Origin of the sequence: Stenotrophomonas sp. JAI102, assembly GCF_013409105.1 — a bacterium.
Lineage (GTDB): Bacteria > Pseudomonadota > Gammaproteobacteria > Xanthomonadales > Xanthomonadaceae > Stenotrophomonas > Stenotrophomonas maltophilia_AA.
Map to the genome: position 1 here is coordinate 17,455 of NZ_JACCCI010000004.1, position 17,877 is coordinate 35,331.

Annotated in this window: 17 protein-coding genes; all 17 read left to right on the forward strand. The window is 68.7% G+C overall.

Annotated elements, in window-relative coordinates; translation table 11 throughout:
• The first annotated feature begins 142 nt into the window (after window positions 1–142).
• The 17 genes from HDC96_RS15070 to bcsF all read left to right on the forward strand — a co-directional run bounded on the left by HDC96_RS15070 (window position 143) and on the right by bcsF (window position 17,875).
• A complete protein-coding gene (locus HDC96_RS15070) occupies window positions 143–1,996 on the forward strand; it encodes a S8 family peptidase (protein WP_179460723.1) in 1,854 nt (617 codons plus the stop codon).
• A 120-nt stretch (window positions 1,997–2,116) separates the two neighbouring features.
• Complete coding sequence (gene gspE, locus HDC96_RS15075; protein WP_179460724.1) at window positions 2,117–3,850, forward strand: type II secretion system ATPase GspE; 1,734 nt, start codon at window positions 2,117–2,119, stop codon at window positions 3,848–3,850.
• A 37-nt stretch (window positions 3,851–3,887) separates the two neighbouring features.
• Entirely contained in the window at window positions 3,888–5,108 is a 1,221-nt protein-coding gene (locus HDC96_RS15080) for a type II secretion system F family protein (protein WP_179460725.1), read from the forward strand.
• Window positions 5,109–5,156: 48 nt separating this feature from the next.
• Window positions 5,157–5,588 (forward strand): type II secretion system major pseudopilin GspG, encoded by a 432-nt coding sequence (gene gspG / locus HDC96_RS15085; protein WP_176990440.1) that lies wholly within the window; start codon window positions 5,157–5,159, stop codon window positions 5,586–5,588.
• Between the two features lie 90 nt (window positions 5,589–5,678).
• A complete protein-coding gene (locus HDC96_RS15090; protein ID WP_257018782.1) occupies window positions 5,679–6,098 on the forward strand; it encodes a GspH/FimT family pseudopilin in 420 nt (139 codons plus the stop codon).
• A complete protein-coding gene (locus tag HDC96_RS15095) occupies window positions 6,095–6,514 on the forward strand; it encodes a prepilin-type N-terminal cleavage/methylation domain-containing protein (protein WP_179460727.1) in 420 nt (139 codons plus the stop codon). The genes HDC96_RS15090 and HDC96_RS15095 overlap by 4 nt, the downstream gene beginning before the upstream one ends.
• A complete protein-coding gene (locus HDC96_RS15100) occupies window positions 6,511–7,149 on the forward strand; it encodes a type II secretion system protein J (RefSeq protein ID WP_179460728.1) in 639 nt (212 codons plus the stop codon). The genes HDC96_RS15095 and HDC96_RS15100 overlap by 4 nt, the downstream gene beginning before the upstream one ends.
• A complete protein-coding gene (locus HDC96_RS15105; RefSeq protein WP_179460729.1) occupies window positions 7,146–8,009 on the forward strand; it encodes a type II secretion system protein GspK in 864 nt (287 codons plus the stop codon). Before HDC96_RS15100 ends, HDC96_RS15105 begins: the two co-directional genes overlap by 4 nt.
• Window positions 8,006–9,154: a PilN domain-containing protein gene (locus HDC96_RS15110; RefSeq protein ID WP_179460730.1), complete on the forward strand. Its 1,149-nt coding sequence runs from the start codon at window positions 8,006–8,008 to the stop codon at window positions 9,152–9,154. The genes HDC96_RS15105 and HDC96_RS15110 overlap by 4 nt, the downstream gene beginning before the upstream one ends.
• On the forward strand, window positions 9,129–9,887 hold the full coding sequence (gene gspM, locus HDC96_RS15115) for a type II secretion system protein GspM (protein WP_257018777.1): 759 nt from the start codon (window positions 9,129–9,131) through the stop codon (window positions 9,885–9,887). The genes HDC96_RS15110 and gspM overlap by 26 nt, the downstream gene beginning before the upstream one ends.
• Window positions 9,877–10,674, forward strand: a complete 798-nt coding sequence (locus HDC96_RS15120) for a general secretion pathway protein GspN (protein WP_179460732.1) — start codon at window positions 9,877–9,879, stop codon at window positions 10,672–10,674. Before gspM ends, HDC96_RS15120 begins: the two co-directional genes overlap by 11 nt.
• A 9-nt stretch (window positions 10,675–10,683) precedes the next feature.
• Window positions 10,684–12,882, forward strand: coding sequence for a type II secretion system secretin GspD (gene gspD / locus HDC96_RS15125; RefSeq protein WP_179460733.1), 2,199 nt, complete (start codon window positions 10,684–10,686; stop codon window positions 12,880–12,882).
• A 115-nt stretch (window positions 12,883–12,997) separates the two neighbouring features.
• The gene (locus HDC96_RS15130; protein WP_179460734.1) at window positions 12,998–13,864 is read left to right on the forward strand and encodes a glycosyltransferase; all 867 of its coding nucleotides are present in this window, start codon (window positions 12,998–13,000) and stop codon (window positions 13,862–13,864) included.
• Window positions 13,861–14,697, forward strand: coding sequence for a glycosyltransferase family 2 protein (locus tag HDC96_RS15135; RefSeq protein ID WP_179460735.1), 837 nt, complete (start codon window positions 13,861–13,863; stop codon window positions 14,695–14,697). Before HDC96_RS15130 ends, HDC96_RS15135 begins: the two co-directional genes overlap by 4 nt.
• 108 nt (window positions 14,698–14,805) lie before the next feature.
• On the forward strand, window positions 14,806–15,987 hold the full coding sequence (pncB, locus tag HDC96_RS15140; RefSeq protein WP_179460736.1) for a nicotinate phosphoribosyltransferase: 1,182 nt from the start codon (window positions 14,806–14,808) through the stop codon (window positions 15,985–15,987).
• 164 nt (window positions 15,988–16,151) lie between these two features.
• Complete coding sequence (gene bcsE / locus HDC96_RS15145; protein WP_179460737.1) at window positions 16,152–17,690, forward strand: cellulose biosynthesis protein BcsE; 1,539 nt, start codon at window positions 16,152–16,154, stop codon at window positions 17,688–17,690.
• A complete protein-coding gene (gene bcsF / locus HDC96_RS15150; protein WP_179460738.1) occupies window positions 17,687–17,875 on the forward strand; it encodes a cellulose biosynthesis protein BcsF in 189 nt (62 codons plus the stop codon). Before bcsE ends, bcsF begins: the two co-directional genes overlap by 4 nt.
• Window positions 17,876–17,877: the final 2 nt, after the last annotated feature.

A 17,877-nucleotide genomic window follows, 5' to 3' on the forward strand; every position in this document is an offset into this window, starting at 1 on the left:
GGCCGTGCGCGGCCCCGCTGCAACGTAATGCAAGGCCTGAGGGGGCGGGTCACGGGAACCCTGGCCAGGGCCGGCCAGGGAGCTCGCATGGAGTGTTGGCCTGAACAGTCGTTTGATCCATGACCTTGAAGAGGACGTCAACGTGACCAGTAAGCAGAACCTTCGCATCAATGTGCTGGCAGCCGCCGTGCTGTCGTTGTCCGCAGGCGCCAGCGCCTATGCCGCGGGCCTGCCGGCCAAGGAGCCGGTGCGCCAGCCGGCGGCCGCCCAGGGCGCAGAGCGCATCATCGTCAAGTACCGCACGGGCACCGCGGCGGCCACGGATCGTTCGGCCAAGCTGACGGCCGTGCAGTCGGCGGTCGCCCGCGCCAGCGTCGGTGGTTCCGCCGCCGGGCGTGCCAGTGCGGTGAACCCGCAGATCGTGCGCAAACTCGGCGTCGGTGCCGATCTGATCCGCCTGCAGGGCCGTCTGAGCCCGGCCGAACTGCAGAAGGTGCTGGCCGAGATCAAGGCCGATCCCTCCGTGCAGTACGCCGAAGTGGACGTGAAGCTGCAGCGCACCGATGTGCGCCGACGTGATGCCACGCCGCAGCTGGTGCCGAACGATCCGTACTACGCGCAGTACCAGTGGCATCTCAACAGCGCCACCGGCGGCATCAATGCGCCGGCTGCGTGGGACGTCGCCCAGGGCGAAGGCGTGGTGGTGGCGGTGCTCGACACCGGCATCCTGCCGCAGCATCCGGATTTCTCCGGCAACCTGCTGGCGGGTTACGACTTCATCAGCGACGCGGAAACCTCCCGCCGCGCCACCGATGACCGCGTCCCGGGTGCGCTGGATTACGGCGACTGGGTCGAGAATGACAACGAGTGCTACGCGGGCTCGCTGGCCGAGGACAGCTCCTGGCACGGTACCCACGTGGCCGGCACGATCGCCGAGTCCACCAACAATGGCGTGGGCATGGCCGGTGTCGCCTACAAGGCGCGCGTGTTGCCGGTGCGCGTGCTCGGCAAGTGCGGCGGCTACCTGTCCGACATCGCCGACGCGATCACCTGGGCCTCCGGTGGCACCGTCGCCGGCGTGCCGGCCAATGCCAATCCGGCCGAGGTCATCAACATGAGCCTGGGTGGCGGCGGCGCGTGCGATGCGCTGTACCAGGATGCGATCAACGGTGCCGTCTCGCGGGGCACGACCGTGGTGGTCGCGGCCGGCAACTCGGCCTCCAACGCGGCCAACTTCCGTCCGGCCAGCTGCGCCAACGTGGTGGCGGTCGGTGCGGCCCGGATCACTGGTGGCATCGCCTACTACTCCAACTTCGGCACGGTGGTGGACCTGTCCGGCCCGGGCGGCGGCGGCAGCGTGGACGGCAATCCGGGCGGTTATGTGTGGCAGGCGGGCTATGACGGCGCGACCACGCCGACCTCCGGTGCCTACAGCTACATGGGCATGGCCGGCACCTCGATGGCGTCTCCGCACGTGGCGGCGGTAGCAGCCCTGGTGCAGGGCGCGGTCACCGCGGCCGGCAAGGACCCGCTCAGCCCGGCCGCGCTGGAAACGCTGCTCAAGCAGACCGCGCGCGCCTTCCCGGTGACCATCCCGACCGCCACGCCGATCGGCTCCGGCATCGTCGATGCCAAGGCCGCGCTCGACAAGGCGCTGGAAGAGGAGTGCACCGAGAACTGCGGCCCGGTCGCCACGCCGCTGACCAACAAGGTTGCCGTCGGTGGCCTGAGCGGCGCCGGTGGCAGCGAAGCGCTGTACAGCTTCGAGGCACAGGCCGGCAAGGTGCTGAGCCTGCTCACCTACGGTGGCAGTGGCAACGTGTCGGTGTACGTGAGCCAGGGCAAGGAGCCGACCGCCACCGCGTTCGACGCCAAGTCCACGCGCCCGGGCAACAGTGAAACGGTGCGCTTCACCGCGCCGGTGGCCGGCACGTATTACATCAAGGTGGTCGGCGAGTCCGCGTTCAGCGGCGTGAGCATTCTGGCCAACCAGTAATACCGCAGCACCCCGAACGGGAGTCCGTCATGTGACGGGCTCCCGTTTTTGCATCTGGACGGTGTGCAATACCGCGTAGGATCGCGGTGAACTGCTAAAGTCGCAGCGGTTGCCAGGAGAATGTGCTTGAACGCGGTTGCCCAGGATTCCACTGCAGCATCCCCGGCCGAATCCCGCATCGTTGCGGTATTGCTGGAGAAAGGTCGGCTCAAGGATGGCGACCTGGCCCGCGCGCGCGCGCTGCACCGTGAATCCGGCGGCAGCCTGCTGGGCTTGCTGGTCCGGCTGGGGCTGGTCTCCGAGCGCGACCATGCACAGACCAGCGCCGAGGTGCTCGGCCTGCCCCTGCTCGACGCCAAGGCCGTGCCGGAATCGCCGCCCGAAGCCCTGCTCGACGGGCTGCCGCTGACGCTGCGGTTCCTCAAGCAATTCCATGTCTGCCCGCTGGCGCTGCACGACGACGCGATCGATCTGTGGGTGTCCGACCCGCAGGACCCGTATGCGGCCGATGCGGTCCAGCTGGCGACCGGATTGCCGGTGCGCCTGCACGTCGGCCTGCGCTCGGAGATCGATGACCTGATCGAGCGCTGGTTCGGCCAGGGCCGCAGTGCGATGGGCGCGATCATCGAGACCGCCGACGGGGAGGGTGCCGCGGTCGACGACATCGAACACCTGCGCGACCTGGCCTCCGAAGCGCCGGTCATCCGCCTGGTCAATCTCGTCATCCAGCGCGCGGTGGAACTGCGCGCCTCGGATATCCACATCGAGCCGTTCGAGAATCGCCTGAAAGTGCGTTACCGCGTGGATGGCGTGCTGATCGAGGGCGAAAGCCCGCCGGTCAACCTGACCGCCGCGGTGATCAGCCGCATCAAGATCATGGCGCGGCTGAACATCGCCGAGCGCCGCCTGCCGCAGGACGGCCGCATCATGCTGCGCGTGCAGGGCAAGGAGCTCGACCTGCGCGTGAGCAGCGTGCCGACCGCGCACGGCGAAAGCGTGGTGATGCGCCTGCTCGACCGCGATACGGTGGTGTTCGATTTCCATCGCCTGGGGTTCACCGACGCCTTCCTGCCGCAGTTCCGCAAAGTGCTCGAGCAACCGCACGGGATCCTGCTGGTCACCGGCCCGACCGGCTCGGGCAAGACCACCACGCTGTACACCGCGCTGAGCCAGCTCAATACCGCCGACGTCAAGATCATCACCGTCGAAGACCCGGTCGAGTACCAGATCGAAGGCATCAACCAGATCCAGGCCAAGCCGCAGATCGGGCTGGATTTCGCCAATGCGCTGCGCAGCATCGTGCGCCAGGATCCGGACATCATCATGATCGGCGAAATGCGTGATCTGGAAACCGCGCGCATCGCGATCCAGTCCGCGCTGACCGGCCACCTGGTGCTCTCCACGCTGCACACCAACAACGCGGCCGGCGGCATCACCCGTCTGCTCGACATGGGCGTGGAGGATTACCTGCTCACCTCCACCATCAACGGCATCCTGGCCCAGCGCCTGGTGCGCCGGCTGGAGCCGCAGCACGCGCAGCGCTATGCCGCCTCGCCGGAGGAGATCGAGAAGTTCGGTCTGCGCCGGCTGCAGCCGGACGGCGAGATCTTCCTGTACCGCGCGCAGCCCTCGGCGATCGCGCCGACCGGTTACCTCGGCCGGACCACCATCGTCGAATTCCTGGTGATGAACGATGCGCTGCGCAGTGCGGTGATGCGTCGCGCCGGAATGGGCGAGATCGAGCAGATCGCCCGCGCCGCCGGCATGCGCACGATGTACGAAGATGGCCTGTCCAAGGCGCTGCAGGGCCACACCACGCTGGAAGAAGTGCTGCGCGTGACGGAGGAATCCTGATGCGCGTGCGCGACCGAAAGCGGGAGCACGGCTGAGCATGGCCCAGTACCGCTACAAGGCGCTCAACGCCCATGGCGAACTGTTCGATGGCCAGATGGAGGCGGCCAGCGAAGCCGAGGTGGCCGCGCGCCTGCAGGACCAGGGCCACATGCCGATGGAAGCACGGCTGGCCAGCGAGGGCGTGGCCGGTGCCTCATCCTGGGCGGCGCTGCTGCGCCGGAAGCCGTTCGACGGCGGCGGGCTGGTGCAGTTCACCCAGCAGCTGGCTACCCTGCTCGGTGCGGGGCAGCCGCTGGACCGCGCGCTGAGCATCCTGCTGGAGCTGCCCGAAGACGAGCGCACGCGCCGGGTGGTCACCGACATCCGCGACATCGTGCGCGGTGGCGCGCCGCTGTCGACCGCGCTGGAACGCCAGCACGGGGTGTTCTCGCGGCTGTACATCAACATGGTGCGCGCCGGTGAAGCCGGGGGCAGCCTGCACGACACGCTGCAACGGCTGTCGGACTACCTGGAGCGCAGTGCCGAACTGAAAGGCCGCGTCATCAACGCGCTGATCTACCCGGCGATCCTGCTGGCGGTGGTCGGCGGCGCGCTGCTGTTCCTGCTCGGCTACGTGGTGCCGCAGTTCGCGCTGATGTACGAGAGCCTGGACGTCGCCCTGCCGTGGTTCACCCAGTGGGTCCTCACCGCCGGCCTGGTCGTGCGCGAAGGCTGGATCATCATGATCGTGGTGCCCGCGGTGATCGCGCTGGTGGTGGAGCGCCGCCTGCGGCAACCGGCCGCGCGCCTGGCCGTGGATGGCTGGCTGCTGCAGCGCAAAGGCATCGGCCCGCTGCTGGCCAAGCTGGAGACCGCGCGCCTGGCCCGCACCCTGGGCACGTTGCTGCGCAACGGCGTGCCGCTGCTGTCCGGCCTGGGGATCGCGCGCAACGTGCTGGGCAACCGCGCGCTGGCCGCCGATGTCGACACCGCCAGCGACGAGGTCAAGAACGGCAACGGCCTGTCGGCGTCGCTGTCGCGCGGCAAGCGTTTTCCGCGCCTGGCGCTGCAGATGATCCAGGTCGGCGAAGAATCCGGTGCGCTGGATACGATGCTGCTCAAGACCGCCGATACGTTCGAGCAGGAAAGCGCGCGTGCGATCGACCGCCTGCTGTCGGCACTGGTGCCGGTGATCACCCTGGTGCTGGCCTCGGTGGTCGGCCTGGTGATCGTGGCCGTGCTGGTACCGCTGTACGACCTGACCAATGCCATCGGCTGACCGGCCGCTGGAGAATACCCCTGTGATTCGATGCAAGGAGCCTGCCATATGCAACGTCGTCGCCTGACCCGCTTCACTTCCGCGCGCCACCAGTCCGGCATGAGCCTGCTGGAAATCATCATCGTGATCGTGCTGATCGGTGCGGTGCTGACCCTGGTCGGCAGCCGCGTGCTCGGCGGCGCCGATCGCGGCAAGGCCAACATCGCCAAGGCGCAGGTGCAGACCATGGCCGGCAAGATCGACAACTACCAGCTGGACACCGGCAAGCTCCCGGCCAAGCTGGATGACCTGGTCACCCAGCCGGGCGGCAGCGCCGGCTGGCTCGGACCGTATGCCAAACCGGCCGACCTCAATGATCCGTGGGGTCACGCGCTGGAGTACCGCGTGCCGGGCGAGGGCCAGCCCTACGATCTGATCAGCCTGGGCAAGGACGGCAAGGTGGGCGGCAGCAGTTACGACGCGGACATCCGGTACGAGTAACCGGCCTTGGGAGCGCCCTGGCCCGTGCCGAGCAGACCGCCGCATCGCGTGCCCGCGGGCAGCCGTGCACGCGGTCTGTCGCTGCTGGAGATGCTGCTGGTGGTCGCCCTGATCGCGATCATCGGCGTGGTCACCGCCACCGCGATGAACGGTGGCATCGAGGGCCTGCGCCTGCGCAATGCCGGCAAGGAGATCGCCACCCAACTGCGCTACACGCGCACCCAGGCGATCGCCACCGGGCAGACTCAGCGCTTCGTGATCGATCCGCGCGCGCGCAGCTGGCAGGCCGCGAACGGTCGCCAGGGGCAGATTCCCGCCGCGCTGGACGTGCAGTTCCGCGGCGCGGGCCAGCTCAGCACCGCGCCGGGGCGGGGCAGCATCGCCTTCTTCGCCGACGGTGCCGCCAGTGGCGGCAGCATCGCGCTGAGCACGCGCGGTGCGGTGTGGGACATCCAGGTGGGGTGGATCACCGGCGAAGTCCGTGCGGGCCCGCGTCGGGAGGGCCGATGAAGAAGCGTCAGCGCGGCTACTCGCTGCTCGAGGTGATCATCGCGTTCGCCCTGCTGGCGTTGGCGCTGACGCTGCTGCTGGGCAGCCTGTCCGGCGCGGCGCGCCAGGTCGGGCAGGCCGAGGTGCGCAGTCGCGCCACGTTGTACGCGCAGTCGTTGCTGGCCAGCACCGGCGTGGAGGCGCCGCTGCAGGAGGGCAGCACGCAGGGCGACTGGGAGCAGGGCAAGTACCGTTGGCGGCTGCAGGTCGAGCCGTATGCGGAGCCGCGCACGACCACCGCGCCGGTGACGACCGACGTCGGCGGCCCCACCCTGGCCCAGATCACCCTGCAGGTGCGCTGGGGCGAGGGCAACGGCGAGCAGCTGCAGTGGCGCAGCCTGCGCCTGTTGTCCCCCGTACCGGGCACACCGCGATGACGCTGCGCGCGCGCCGTGCCCGCGGCTTCACCCTGATCGAAATCCTGCTGGCCACCGCGCTGCTGGTGGGCGGCCTGGCACTGGCCTTCGCCACCGTGCGCTCGGCGATGGCGATCAGCCAGCGCGGCGAGCGCATGGCCGCGCAGAACGAGCGCATGCGCGCGGTCGAAGGCTTCCTGCGTCGCCGTCTGTCGACCGCGTTGGTGATCGCGACGTCGCCGCCGGATCCCACCCGCGACCCGGTGTATTTCCTGGGCGAGCCGCAGCGGATGTTGTTCGTCTCCGATCTGCCCGGGTATCTCGGGCGGGGCGGGCCGTATGCGCATGAGCTGCAGGTCCGACGCGTGGGGGGGCAGCAGCAGCTGGAGGTCGGGTTGACCCTGCTGCAGAACGGCGAAGCGATCGAAGAAGCTCCGCCGCGCCCGCCGGAGATGTTGGCCGATCAGCTGCGCGAGGTCCGTTTCCGCTATCGCGGCACGGATCCGCGCACCGGCCAGCTCACCGAGTGGCTGGACCGCTGGGAGGACACCCGGCGCCTGCCCTTGCTGGTCTCGATCGAGATCGTGCCGCTGCAGGGGCCGGCGTGGCCGCCGATGATCGCCGCCTTGCCGCCACCACGGACGGATCGCCCATGAGGCCGGCGCGCGGTGCGGCGCTGGTGCTGGTGCTGTGGTTGATCGCCCTGCTCACGGCGGTGATCGGCGCATTCGCGCTGAGCGCGCGCGTGGAGCACATGCAGCAGCGGGTGATCGGCGATGACGCCATCGGCCAGGAATATGCGCGTGCCGGGCTGGAATACGCCCTGCATCGCCTGCAGCCGCGCGCCAGCCAGCCGGCATGGGTGGCCGACGGCCGCCGCTACCGGTGGACCTTCGATGCGCGCCGGATCGATCTGGCGATCCTCGATGAGAACGGCAAAGTGAACCTGAATCTGGCCGATGCCAGCCTCCTCAGCGCCTTCCTGCGCGCGATGGGTGAAGCGCCGGACCGGGCGCAGCTGCTGGCCGGGGCCATCGTCGACTGGCGCGATGCCGACAGCCTCAAGCAGCCCGGCGGGGGCGCGGAGACGCCGGATTACCTCGCGGCCGGCCTGCCCTATGGTGCACGCAATGCGCGCTTTGAGACCGTGGGGGAACTGCAGCGCGTGCTCGGCATGGATGCGGACCTGTATGCGCGGATCGAACCGATGCTGACCCTGTACAGCCGCCAGGCACGGCCGGACCCGCGGTTCGCGGCCGGCCCGGTGTTGACCGCGCTGGGGCTCGATGCAGAACGCCTGCTGGCCGAACGCGAGCGCGCCGCGGCCGCGGATGACGCCGGATTGCCGGTCGCGCCGCTTGCAGGTGGCAGCGGCACCTATAGTATCGAGAGTCGCGCCACGGACGAACGCGGCCGGATATCGGTACTGCGCGCCGTGGTGAGGATGGGGTCGGCAGGCACGCCGGGAACGGCATACACAGTACTTCGCTGGGAACAGGGAATGGCAGCAAGATGACGGCATGGCGTGAAAGTCTGGTGCGGGCCCGGGGGCGCGTGTCGCCTGGCGTGGGCAGCAGCCTGCGCTGGTGGCGGCAATCCTTGCTGGCCTGGCTGCCGGTGCGCTGGCAATGGGCGATGGGCTGGTCGCGCTCGCGGCTGCTGCTGCAGCGTGATGGTGACGTGCTGCGCCTGCGGCGCCAGACCGGCGAACAGATCGAGGCGATCGCCGACCTGCCGTGGCCGGTCTCGCCCGCCGTGGTCGACGGCGTTCTGGATGCACGCCTGCGGGGCCTGCCGCGGCATTGGCTGCTGCCCGCCGACACGGTGCTGCGCCGCCCACTGCGCTTGCCCGCGGCGGCCGCCGAGCGGCTGCGCGACGTGGTCGGTTTCGAGATCGACCGGCAGACGCCGTTCGATGCGAGCCAGGTCAGCTATGACGTACGCGAGCTGGGGGCGTTGCCGGATGGCCAGCTGCAGGTGGAGCTGGTGGTGATCCCGCGTCCGCAGCTGGAACAGTGGGCACAGCAGGCCGGGCCCTGGGCACAGGCGGTGGCCGGCGTGGATGCGGTCGACGCCGAGGGGCGTCCGCTGGACGTGAATCTGCTGCCGGTCGCGCAGCGGCAACCGTATCGGGACCCGATGGCGCGCTGGAACGTGATCCTGGCGATCAGCGCGATCGTACTGATCGCGCTGGCCGGTCATCAGCTGCTCGAGAATCGCCAGGCGGCGGCGGATGCGCTGCGCGCGCAGGTCGATGAGGCCGCACGCGATGCACGCCGGGTTGCCGCCGAGCGGCAGCAGGTGCAGAGCCTGGTCGAAGGCGCTGCGTTCCTGGAGGGCAAGCGCGCCGAACATGCCAGCACGGTGGAGATCTGGAATGAACTCACGCGCCTGCTGCCGGACGGCACCTATCTGGAAAAAATGTCGATCGAAGGCACGACGCTGCAGCTGATCGGACTCAGCCGCGAAGCCTCGCAGCTGGTGCCCCTGCTGCAGGATTCGCCGCTGTGGCGCAAGGTCAACCTGACCGGCGTGCTGCAGGCCGATGGCGCGACCAGTGGCCGCGACCGGTTCACGCTGACGGCCGAGCTGCAGCCGCTGCCCGGCGCCACGCCACCTGCGAAGGAGGTTGCCGATGGCAGCACAACCGACGCGCCGTGATCGCTGGTTGGCGCTGGGTCTGCTGCTGGCGGTGATCGCCGTGGCCTACCTGCTGCTGGTGCATCCGTGGTTGACCCGCCCGCTGCTGGCGATCAACGCCGATATCGCCGCCGTGCAGGAGCGCCAGCAACGCGTGGATACCCAGTTGGCGCAGCGTGGGCAGATCGCCACCCAGCTGCGTGAGGTGCAGGCGGCGCTCGAAGGCCGCCCCGGCTTCCTGCGCGAAGCCACCGCCGAATCGGCCGCGGCCGCGCTCTCCAGCCGCTTGGAGGATGCCGTGGCCTCGGTCAGCCCGGGCAACCGCAGCTGCACCATCAGCAACCGCACGCCGCTGCCGGATGCCAGCCGTGAGCCGGCGTTCCCGCGCGTGGCGCTGCAGGTGCGCCTGCGCTGTGGCGTGCCGGAAATGGCCGCGGTGCTGCATACGCTGGAGACGGGCACCCCGCGCCTGTTCGTGGACAACCTCAATCTGCTCGCGCAGCGCTTCCAGCAATCCCCCAGCGAAACCGGCACCGGCCTGGATGTGTCGTTCGAACTGGTCGGGTATCTCCGCCCGGGCGCCGCGCTGGAGCCCGGTGCGGCACCACCACCGCCGCCATCGCCGTTGCCGGCCCGGCAGAACGCCGACCCGGGCGCTGCACCGCCCGCGGATGCGGCAGAACCCCCGTCGGGTGATGCCGCCGACCCAGCGCCTGCACCGGCCGCTGCCGAGGAGGTCGAGCATGAAGCTTGAAGCAGCCGGCCTGCGCACCTGGTGGCTGGGTGGCATCGCGCTGTGGGCGCTGGCGATCTGGGTGGCGACGTTGTTCGGGCTGGGCAGCCGCATCGCTCCGGCCACCGATGGCGATGCCGGGGCCGTGCCGTTGCCGCGACTCGCGCCCGCTGCGCCCGAGCGCATGGCCTCGGCCAGTACCTATGCACAGATCGGCGCGCGGCCCTTGTTCGCCGAAGACCGTCAGCCGCGTCCGTATCTGCTCGGTGGCACCGAGCAGGGCACGGCCAGCAGCGTATCGCTGACCGGCGTGCTGCTGACCCCGGGCTTCGGCATGGCGATCCTGACCACCGACCAGCGCCAGTCGCTGCGGTTGCGCTTGAACGGTGAAGCGGTCAACGGCTGGCAGCTGCTGGCGCTGGAACCGCGCCGCGCCACCGTCAGCGGCCCGGGCGGCACCCAGACGCTGGAGCTGCCGGTGTTCAACGGGCAGGGTGGTGAACCGCCGACCGTGCTGGGCGCCACGCCACTCACCTCGGTACCGCCGGCCGGCACCGGCGCGCGTCCGATCAACAGCGTGGCAGCACCGATGCCGCCACCGCCGGCTCCCGCGCCTGCGCCCCAGGCCGCCGCCGCACCCTCGAATGCAGCGCTCCCCGCGCAGAATCCGCAGGGGCCCAGCGAAGAGCAGATGAAGGCGATCCGCGAGCGCATCCAGGCGCGCCGCCAGCAACTGCAGCAGCAGCAACAGCAACAGCAACAGCAGTCGCAGCAACCGCCTGCGGGCGGCTCCGGCCACAACCCTTAGAGTGACAGCATGACCCTGCGCCTTTTCCCCGTGTCTTTCCTTGTCGCCCTGTTGGTGGGCTGCACCACCGTGCCCGCGCCGGAGGTACGCCGCGATGCGGTGCTCGACAGTCACCAGGTGGTTGCCGGCGACGGCTCCCGCGCGGGCATCGAGGCCGAACCGCTGGGCAACCATGGTGCCCCGCAGGCGGTGATCCGCCGCGGCACCGGCACCATGATCAACCGCAGCGCCGCGGCCGCACCGCAACCCTCGCTGGGCAATGCCTCCACCGGCAACGCCACGTTCAACTTCGAAGGCGAATCGGTGCATGCGGTGGTCAAGGCGATCCTCGGCGACTTCCTCGGCCAGAACTACGTGATCGCGCCGGGCGTGCAGGGCACCGTGACGCTCGCCACGCCCAAGCCGGTGTCCTCCGCACAGGCGTTGAACCTGCTGGAAATGGTGCTGGGCTGGAACAACGCGCGCATGGTCTACAGCGCGGGCCGCTACAACATCGTGGCCGCCGACCAGGCGCTGGCCGGGACGGTCTCGCCGAGCACCGCCTCGCCGGCCAATGCGCGTGGCTTCGAAGTGCGCGTGGTGCCGCTGCAGTACATCTCCGCCACCGAGATGAAGAAAGTGCTGGAGCCGTACGCGCGCCCGAACGCGATCGTCAACGTCGACAATGGCCGTAACGTGATCACCCTGGGCGGCACCCGCAGCGAGCTGGAAAACTACCTGCGCACGGTGGAGATCTTCGACGTGGACTGGCTCTCGGGCATGTCCGTGGGCGTGTTCCCGATCCAGTCGGGGAAGGCCGAGCAGGTCGCCGCCGATCTGGAAAAAGTGTTCGGCGAGGAGAGCAAGACGCCCAGCGCCGGCATGTTCCGTTTCCTGCCGCTGGAGAACGCCAATGCCGTGCTGGTGATCACCCCGCAGGCGCGCTACCTCGACCAGATCCAGCAGTGGCTGGACCGCATCGATACCGCCGGCGGCAATGCGCGGCTGTTCTCCTACGAACTGCGCTACGTCAAGGCCAAGGACCTGGCCGAGCGCCTGGCCGAGGCCTTCGCCAACGAGAATGGCCGCGGTGGGCGCGGCAGCAGTTCGCTGGCGCCGGGCGCGTCGCCGATGGATATCGGCAGCCGCGATGGCAACAGCAACACCAGCAACTTCTCCAACACCGGCAGCAGCAGTGGCAGCAGCCGCGGCGGACTGGGCGACGGCACGATGAGCCTGCCGCAGCGCCAGTCCGGCAATGCCAGCTTCAGCCTGGAAGTTCAGGGCGATACCGTCGGTGTCTCCGCGGTGGAGGAAACCAACACCTTGCTGGTGCGCTCCACCCCGCAGGCCTGGCGCTCGATCCGCGAGGTGATCGAGAAGCTCGACGTGATGCCGATGCAGGTCCACATCGAGGCGCAGGTGGCCGAAGTCGCACTGACCGGCGACCTGAGCTACGGCGTGAACTGGTTCTTCGAGCAGGCCGTCGCCACCGGCAAGACCGAGAGCGGCATCGACCTGCCCAGCGCGCTGGGCCGCTCGATCTGGGGCAGCATCTCCGGCACCGTCGGCAACGACGGCGTGGGCTGGACCTTCCTCGGCAAGAACGCGGCCGCCGTGGTCAGCGCACTGGACAAGGTCAGCAACCTGCGCCTGCTGCAGACCCCATCGCTGTTCGTGCGCAACAACGCCGAAGCCACGCTCAACGTGGGTACGCAGATCCCGATCAATTCGGTGTCGGTCAATACCGGCGTGGGCGGCGACAACACCTACAGCCAGGTCCAGTACCTCGATACCGGCGTGATCCTCAAGGTACGCCCGCGCATCACCCGCGATGGCGTGGTGTTCCTGGATATCGTGCAGGAGGTCAGTTCGGCCGGCGCGATCCCGGCCGGGTGCGATGCGACCCGCACCACCTGCAATCCGCCGATCAATACCCGCAAGATCTCCACCGAGGCCGCGGTGCAGAGTGGCGACACCATCATGCTGGCCGGCCTGATCACCAACTCCGACGACGACGGCGCCAGGGGTGTCCCGGGGTTAAGCAGGATCCCGGTGATCGGCGCGCTGTTCGGCAGCAAGACCAAGAAGTCCGAGCGCTCCGAGGTGATCGTGCTGCTGACCCCGACCATTGTGCGCAACGCGCAGGAGTCGCGGAACCTGACCGACGAATACAGCAGCCGCTTCCGCGCGATGGAGCCGTTCCCCGAGCCCAAGGCCAAGCGTTGAGTGTAGGCCGGCCCCCGCTGTCACCGCGGGGGCCGATCTTGTTACGCTGGCCGCGCCCAAGGGAGGCTGCGATGACACAGCGACACGGCGAGGACGGCAGCACCCGGAGGTCGGCATGAGTACGGTCATCCTGCTGCCGATCGGGGTCGATGATGCCGCGCTGGACCGCTGCCTGGCCGCACTCGATGCCGGCACTGCGCCCGCCACCGCGATCTGGCTGGCCGACGATGGCCAGGCCGGGCCACGCGCGCAGGCGGTGATCGAACACTGGCTTGCACAGACGCCCCTGCAGGCCGAGTACACCCGCCGCGCCCGCGCGATCGGTGAAGTGGCCCACCTGGATGAGATGCTGGCCGCGTGCACCGGCGCCGATGTCGTGGTGCTCGCCCCGGATGCGATCCCGGCACCGGGCTGGCTGCAGCAGCTGCAGGCCTGCCTGGCCCGCGATCCCTCGATCGGCTCCGCCACGCCATGGTGCAACGCCGGTGAGACGGCCGCTTGGCCGCGGCTGGGCGAGATCAACCCTCTTCCGGACGACTTGGATCTGGCCCCGCTGGCGCAGGCCTGCGCGGCGATGCCGCCGCTGCATCCCGAGCTGCCGTCCGCGGTGACCCACGCGGTGCTGTTGCGCGGCAACGCGCGGCGCAAGGCGGGCGGCCTGGACATGCACAGCTATGCCTCGTGGAATGCGGCCCTGATCGACCTCAGCCTGCGCATGGCCGGGCTCGGCTGGCGCAATGCACTGTGCGAGACCGCGTTCGTCGCCCGGGTCGCCGAAGGCGTGACCGGCGAGGGCGACATGGAGGCGCTGGCAACGCGCTGGCCGGCCTGGCCGCCGCGGCTGGCCGGCTTTCTGATGGCCGATCCACTGCAGCAGGCCCGCCACGACCTGCAGCAGCATCACCGGCAGGCGATAATGCCCAGGGCGCAGGGCGATCTGTTCGCGCCACCCGTCATCGCTGCCCCGGAGTCGCCTGTTTGAGCCCTGCCATCGCCGCCATCATCGTCAGCTACCAGAGCGCCAGCACCTTGGACGCCTGCCTGCTGCGCCTGCGCGAGGCGCGCGACATCGCCGAGATCCGCGTGGTCGACAACGACTCCACCGACGGCACGCTGGAGATCGTGCAGCGGCATGCCAGCGCGGATGCGCGGGTGCGCTTCATCGCCAACCCGGACAACCCTGGCTTCGCCGCGGCCAACAACCAGGGCGTGGCCGACAGCCAGGCGCCGTGGCTGGCCTTCATCAATCCGGACCTGATGGTTGGCCCCGAAACCCTGGCCCTGCTGCGCGAACGCGCGCTGCCGCTGGGGGACTGCGTGCTCGGTGTCGAGCAGGTCGACGAGGACGGTCGCCCGGACGATGCGGTGCGCCGTCGCGATCCGGATTTCGCCGCGATGCTGCGCAGCCCCGGGCAGGGCGGGAAACTCGCCATTCCGGTGGACCGCAGCCAGCCGCTGCAGACCGTGCCGGCCCTGTCCGGCGCCTTGCTGCTGATGCCGCGCGCGCTGTTCGACCGGATCGGGGGATGGGACGCCGGCTATCGCCTGCACGCCGAGGACCTGGACCTGTGCCGTCGCGCGCGCGAGGCCGGGGCGGTGGTCGCCATCGCCAACGACCTGCAGGTCACCCATGTGCGTGGTGTCTCCAGCCGCTCGCGGCCGTTCTTCGTGGAGTGGCACAAGCACCGCGGCCTGTGGCGGTACTTCCGCCGGTTCGAGGCGCCGCAGCGTCCCTGGCCGGTGCGCTGCGCGGTGTGGGGCGCGATCTGGGCCCATGCCCTGGTGCAGGTGCCGCGCCTGCTGCGTCGCCGGTAGATGTCCGCGCACGCGCGCCGACACCCGGGCGAGACGTGCCGTGAACGCAGTCCGCGCTGAGGGCACCGGCCGTTGGTCGTACACGGTGGCAGGCGCATAATCGTCGGCATGATCATCCAGTCCCTGCTCGACACCGACCTGTACAAATTCACCATGATGCAGGCGGTGCTGCATCAGTACCCCGGCGCGCAGGTGCAGTACCGGTTCAAGTGCCGGACCCCGGGCATCGACCTGGCGCAGTTCATCGACCAGATCAACGCCGAGATCGACCACCTGTGCAGCCTGCGCTTCAGCGCCGAAGAGCTGGACTACATGCGCGGCCTGCGCTTCGTCAAACCGGATTTCGCCGATTTCCTCGGTTTGTTCCACCTGGACCGCAAGTACATCGCGCTGCGGCCGTCCACCACCGTCCCCGGTGAGATCGAGCTGGACATCACCGGCCCGTGGCTGCACACCATCCTGTTCGAAGTCCCGCTGCTGGCGATCATCAACGAGGTCTGGTTCCGCAACACCACCGACGCCGATTTCAGCGAAGGCGAGCGCCGCCTGCAGGCCAAGACCGCGCTGCTGCGCGATACCCCTGGTTTCGAGCTGTGCCGGATCGCCGATTACGGCAGCCGCCGCCGCTACTCGCGCGCGTGGCATGCGCGCATGCTGCCGATGCTGCGCGACGCGCTCGGTGACCAGTTCGTGGGCACCAGCAACGTGCATTTCGCCCGGCTGTACGGCATGACGCCGCATGGCACCATGGCGCACGAGTATCTTCAGGCGTTCCAGGCGCTGGGCCCGCGGCTGCGCGATTCGCAGGTCGCCGCGCTGGAATCGTGGGCGCGCGAGTACCGGGGCGACCTGGGCATCGCGCTGTCCGACGTGGTCGGGCTGGAGGCCTTCCTGCGCGACTTCGACATGTATTTCTGCAAGTTGTTCGACGGTGTCCGTCACGACTCCGGCGACCCCTTCACCTGGGGCGACCGCATGCTGGCGCACTTCCACAGCCGCCGCGTGGATCCGCGCAGCAAAGTGCTGGTCTTCAGTGATGGCTTGAACATCGAAAAAGTGATGCAACTGTTCGACTACTTCCGTGGCCGTTGCCAGGTGGCGTTCGGGGTGGGCACGCACCTGACCAACGACCTGGGGCCGACTCCGCTCAACATCGTGATCAAGATGGTCCGCTGCAACGGCCAGCCGGTCGCCAAACTGAGCGATTCGCCGGGCAAGAGCATGTGCGACGATCCGGGCTATCTGGCATATCTGCGGCAGGTGTTCGAGCTGCCGGCCGAGGGATCTTGATCGGGTCTTGATCTCGATCCGGTCATCATTGAAGCATGGCGGGCATTTACCTCATAAGTGTGACGCGCGTCGTGTAAAATGCGGCCAAGGGGCCTTCCTTTCTGGGGGGCGGGGCCAGCAATGGCGTCATCCGGCGCTGGCCGGCGGGGAAACAAGGAACCGATTTGCAGTCGATCTCGCTTGCGATCACGCAGTTGCAGCCTGAGTTCACCCGTCTTCGGCAGGGGGGTGTTTACTGGCTGGCATGCTCGGTACTGGAGCACGCAGACCTGGTGGGTGCCGGCATGCTGGGTGCTTCGGGAACAGTCGACCGGGCCGTGGTGGTTGGAATGGGGCGTTCGCCGCAGCCGATGCTTGATCGCCTTGAGGCCAGTGAGGGGCCGTCACGCATCCAGCTTTACCAGGTGCCGCAGACCCATCTTCAATCGGCGTTCGCGAACCTGCAGACAGAGTTGTCGCGGGCGGCGGGCCGATACCCGAGCCTGTGCCTGGTCCAGTTGCCAGCGGTCCTGCTGGATGCACTGAGCGATCCGCAACTGGCGCTGTGGTGTCAGCGGCTCAAGCAATGGGCACTGACCCGCGGTAGCACGGTAGTGCTGCTTGGTCATGGCGATGCGGCGACCTTGGCGCCTCGGCTGGTGCCATTGAATCGTTACTGCGCGGGTGTGGCCCAGTTGCATCCGCATCGTGGTGCGCTGCAATACCTGGTGCATTATTGGGCGAATGCGCTCGGTGTCGTCGCCCAACGCGAGTTCCGCGTGGAAATCGTCAATCAGCAATTGCACTGCGTTGCCGCCGAAGAGTCCCTCCTGCAGCCTGCGCAAGAGGCAAGTGACCGCTTCCTGTACCTGGCCCACACCGCAGTTCTGGAAGGGGCGCCGCCACTGTCGCCGGCGTGGCGGTTGTACGACAGTTGGTCGACCCTTGTCGTTCCTGCGCTGCAGGCGCAGTCGGCCAGCGTGCTGTTTGGCATCTCGGAGAACGGTCAGGTCGACGATCTTGCGCGCAGCCTGTATCGGCTGCGCCGTGAGCGCGGCAATGCGTTGAAGCTGGTGGTGCGCGAAATGGCCCCGTGTCTGCGCTATGCCGATGAACGCCTGCTGCTCGAGTGCGGCGCCAATCTTGTCGTACCGCCGAGCACCCGTCTGCCCCGTTTCCTGTCCTTGCTGGATACGCTGCAGGGGCACCGCTGGCAAGGGGCGTTGCCGGACGATCCTGCACGCCTCATCCGCGCGCACCGTCCGCCCGACGTTGGCGGAGTCGTCCCGGCGATGCAGTTCCGGCAGATTGTTGGCGCACTCCTGGCGGCTGAGGATCAGCGTGTCGAAAGTGCCCTGCTGGTCTTGCAGCCCGTCGCCGGGCTGCGCCCGGAGCAGGCGTTGCGGCAGTGTACGATCCGTCGCCGTGGCGACCTGGCCTGCGTGTACCGCGGGCAGATACGTCTTTTCCTGTTTGCGTGCCGCAGCGATGGTATCGAACGCGCTCTGGGCAATCTTTTCCGCCTGCCGTGGCAGGAAATGTTCGATGGGTATCAACGCCTTGCCGAGTACGACGTCGCCGCAATGAATGCCACTGAGCTGGAGCCGGATACCGTTCTGGACACACACATGGACGATGCGTTGGAGGCGACTGAAGCCGAGCCGGCGGCGGATGTTTCCGGGCCACTTCGCCCACGCGCGACCCGCCTGGGGGATTCCACATGAACTACCAACAGGTGTTCGGCCTGATCATGGTGTGCGCGCTGGTGATGATTCCGTTGGGCGCTCTGCTGGGCACTCTGTACCGCTGGGTCAGTGCCCGCATTCGTGATGCTCTGCCGCCTCGATACCTCAAAGCAGTGGGCGTACGCAGACGTACGGCCACGCGTGATGTGGGAGGTGCACGTTGACC

Bases quoted from the DNA above. Each gene is read 5' to 3' on its own strand.
- gspE (WP_179460724.1), top strand. From the start codon at position 2,117: ATGTGCTTGAACGCGGTTGCCCAGGATTCCACTGCAGCATCCCCGGCC.
- HDC96_RS15080 (WP_179460725.1), top strand. From the start codon at position 3,888: ATGGCCCAGTACCGCTACAAGGCGCTCAACGCCCATGGCGAACTGTTC.
- gspG (WP_176990440.1), top strand. From the start codon at position 5,157: ATGCAACGTCGTCGCCTGACCCGCTTCACTTCCGCGCGCCACCAGTCC.
- HDC96_RS15090 (WP_257018782.1), top strand. From the start codon at position 5,679: ATGCTGCTGGTGGTCGCCCTGATCGCGATCATCGGCGTGGTCACCGCC.
- HDC96_RS15095 (WP_179460727.1), top strand. From the start codon at position 6,095: ATGAAGAAGCGTCAGCGCGGCTACTCGCTGCTCGAGGTGATCATCGCG.
- HDC96_RS15100 (WP_179460728.1), top strand. From the start codon at position 6,511: ATGACGCTGCGCGCGCGCCGTGCCCGCGGCTTCACCCTGATCGAAATC.
- HDC96_RS15105 (WP_179460729.1), top strand. From the start codon at position 7,146: ATGAGGCCGGCGCGCGGTGCGGCGCTGGTGCTGGTGCTGTGGTTGATC.
- HDC96_RS15110 (WP_179460730.1), top strand. From the start codon at position 8,006: ATGACGGCATGGCGTGAAAGTCTGGTGCGGGCCCGGGGGCGCGTGTCG.
- gspM (WP_257018777.1), top strand. From the start codon at position 9,129: ATGGCAGCACAACCGACGCGCCGTGATCGCTGGTTGGCGCTGGGTCTG.
- HDC96_RS15120 (WP_179460732.1), top strand. From the start codon at position 9,877: ATGAAGCTTGAAGCAGCCGGCCTGCGCACCTGGTGGCTGGGTGGCATC.
- gspD (WP_179460733.1), top strand. From the start codon at position 10,684: ATGACCCTGCGCCTTTTCCCCGTGTCTTTCCTTGTCGCCCTGTTGGTG.
- HDC96_RS15130 (WP_179460734.1), top strand. From the start codon at position 12,998: ATGAGTACGGTCATCCTGCTGCCGATCGGGGTCGATGATGCCGCGCTG.
- pncB (WP_179460736.1), top strand. From the start codon at position 14,806: ATGATCATCCAGTCCCTGCTCGACACCGACCTGTACAAATTCACCATG.
- bcsF (WP_179460738.1), top strand. From the start codon at position 17,687: ATGAACTACCAACAGGTGTTCGGCCTGATCATGGTGTGCGCGCTGGTG.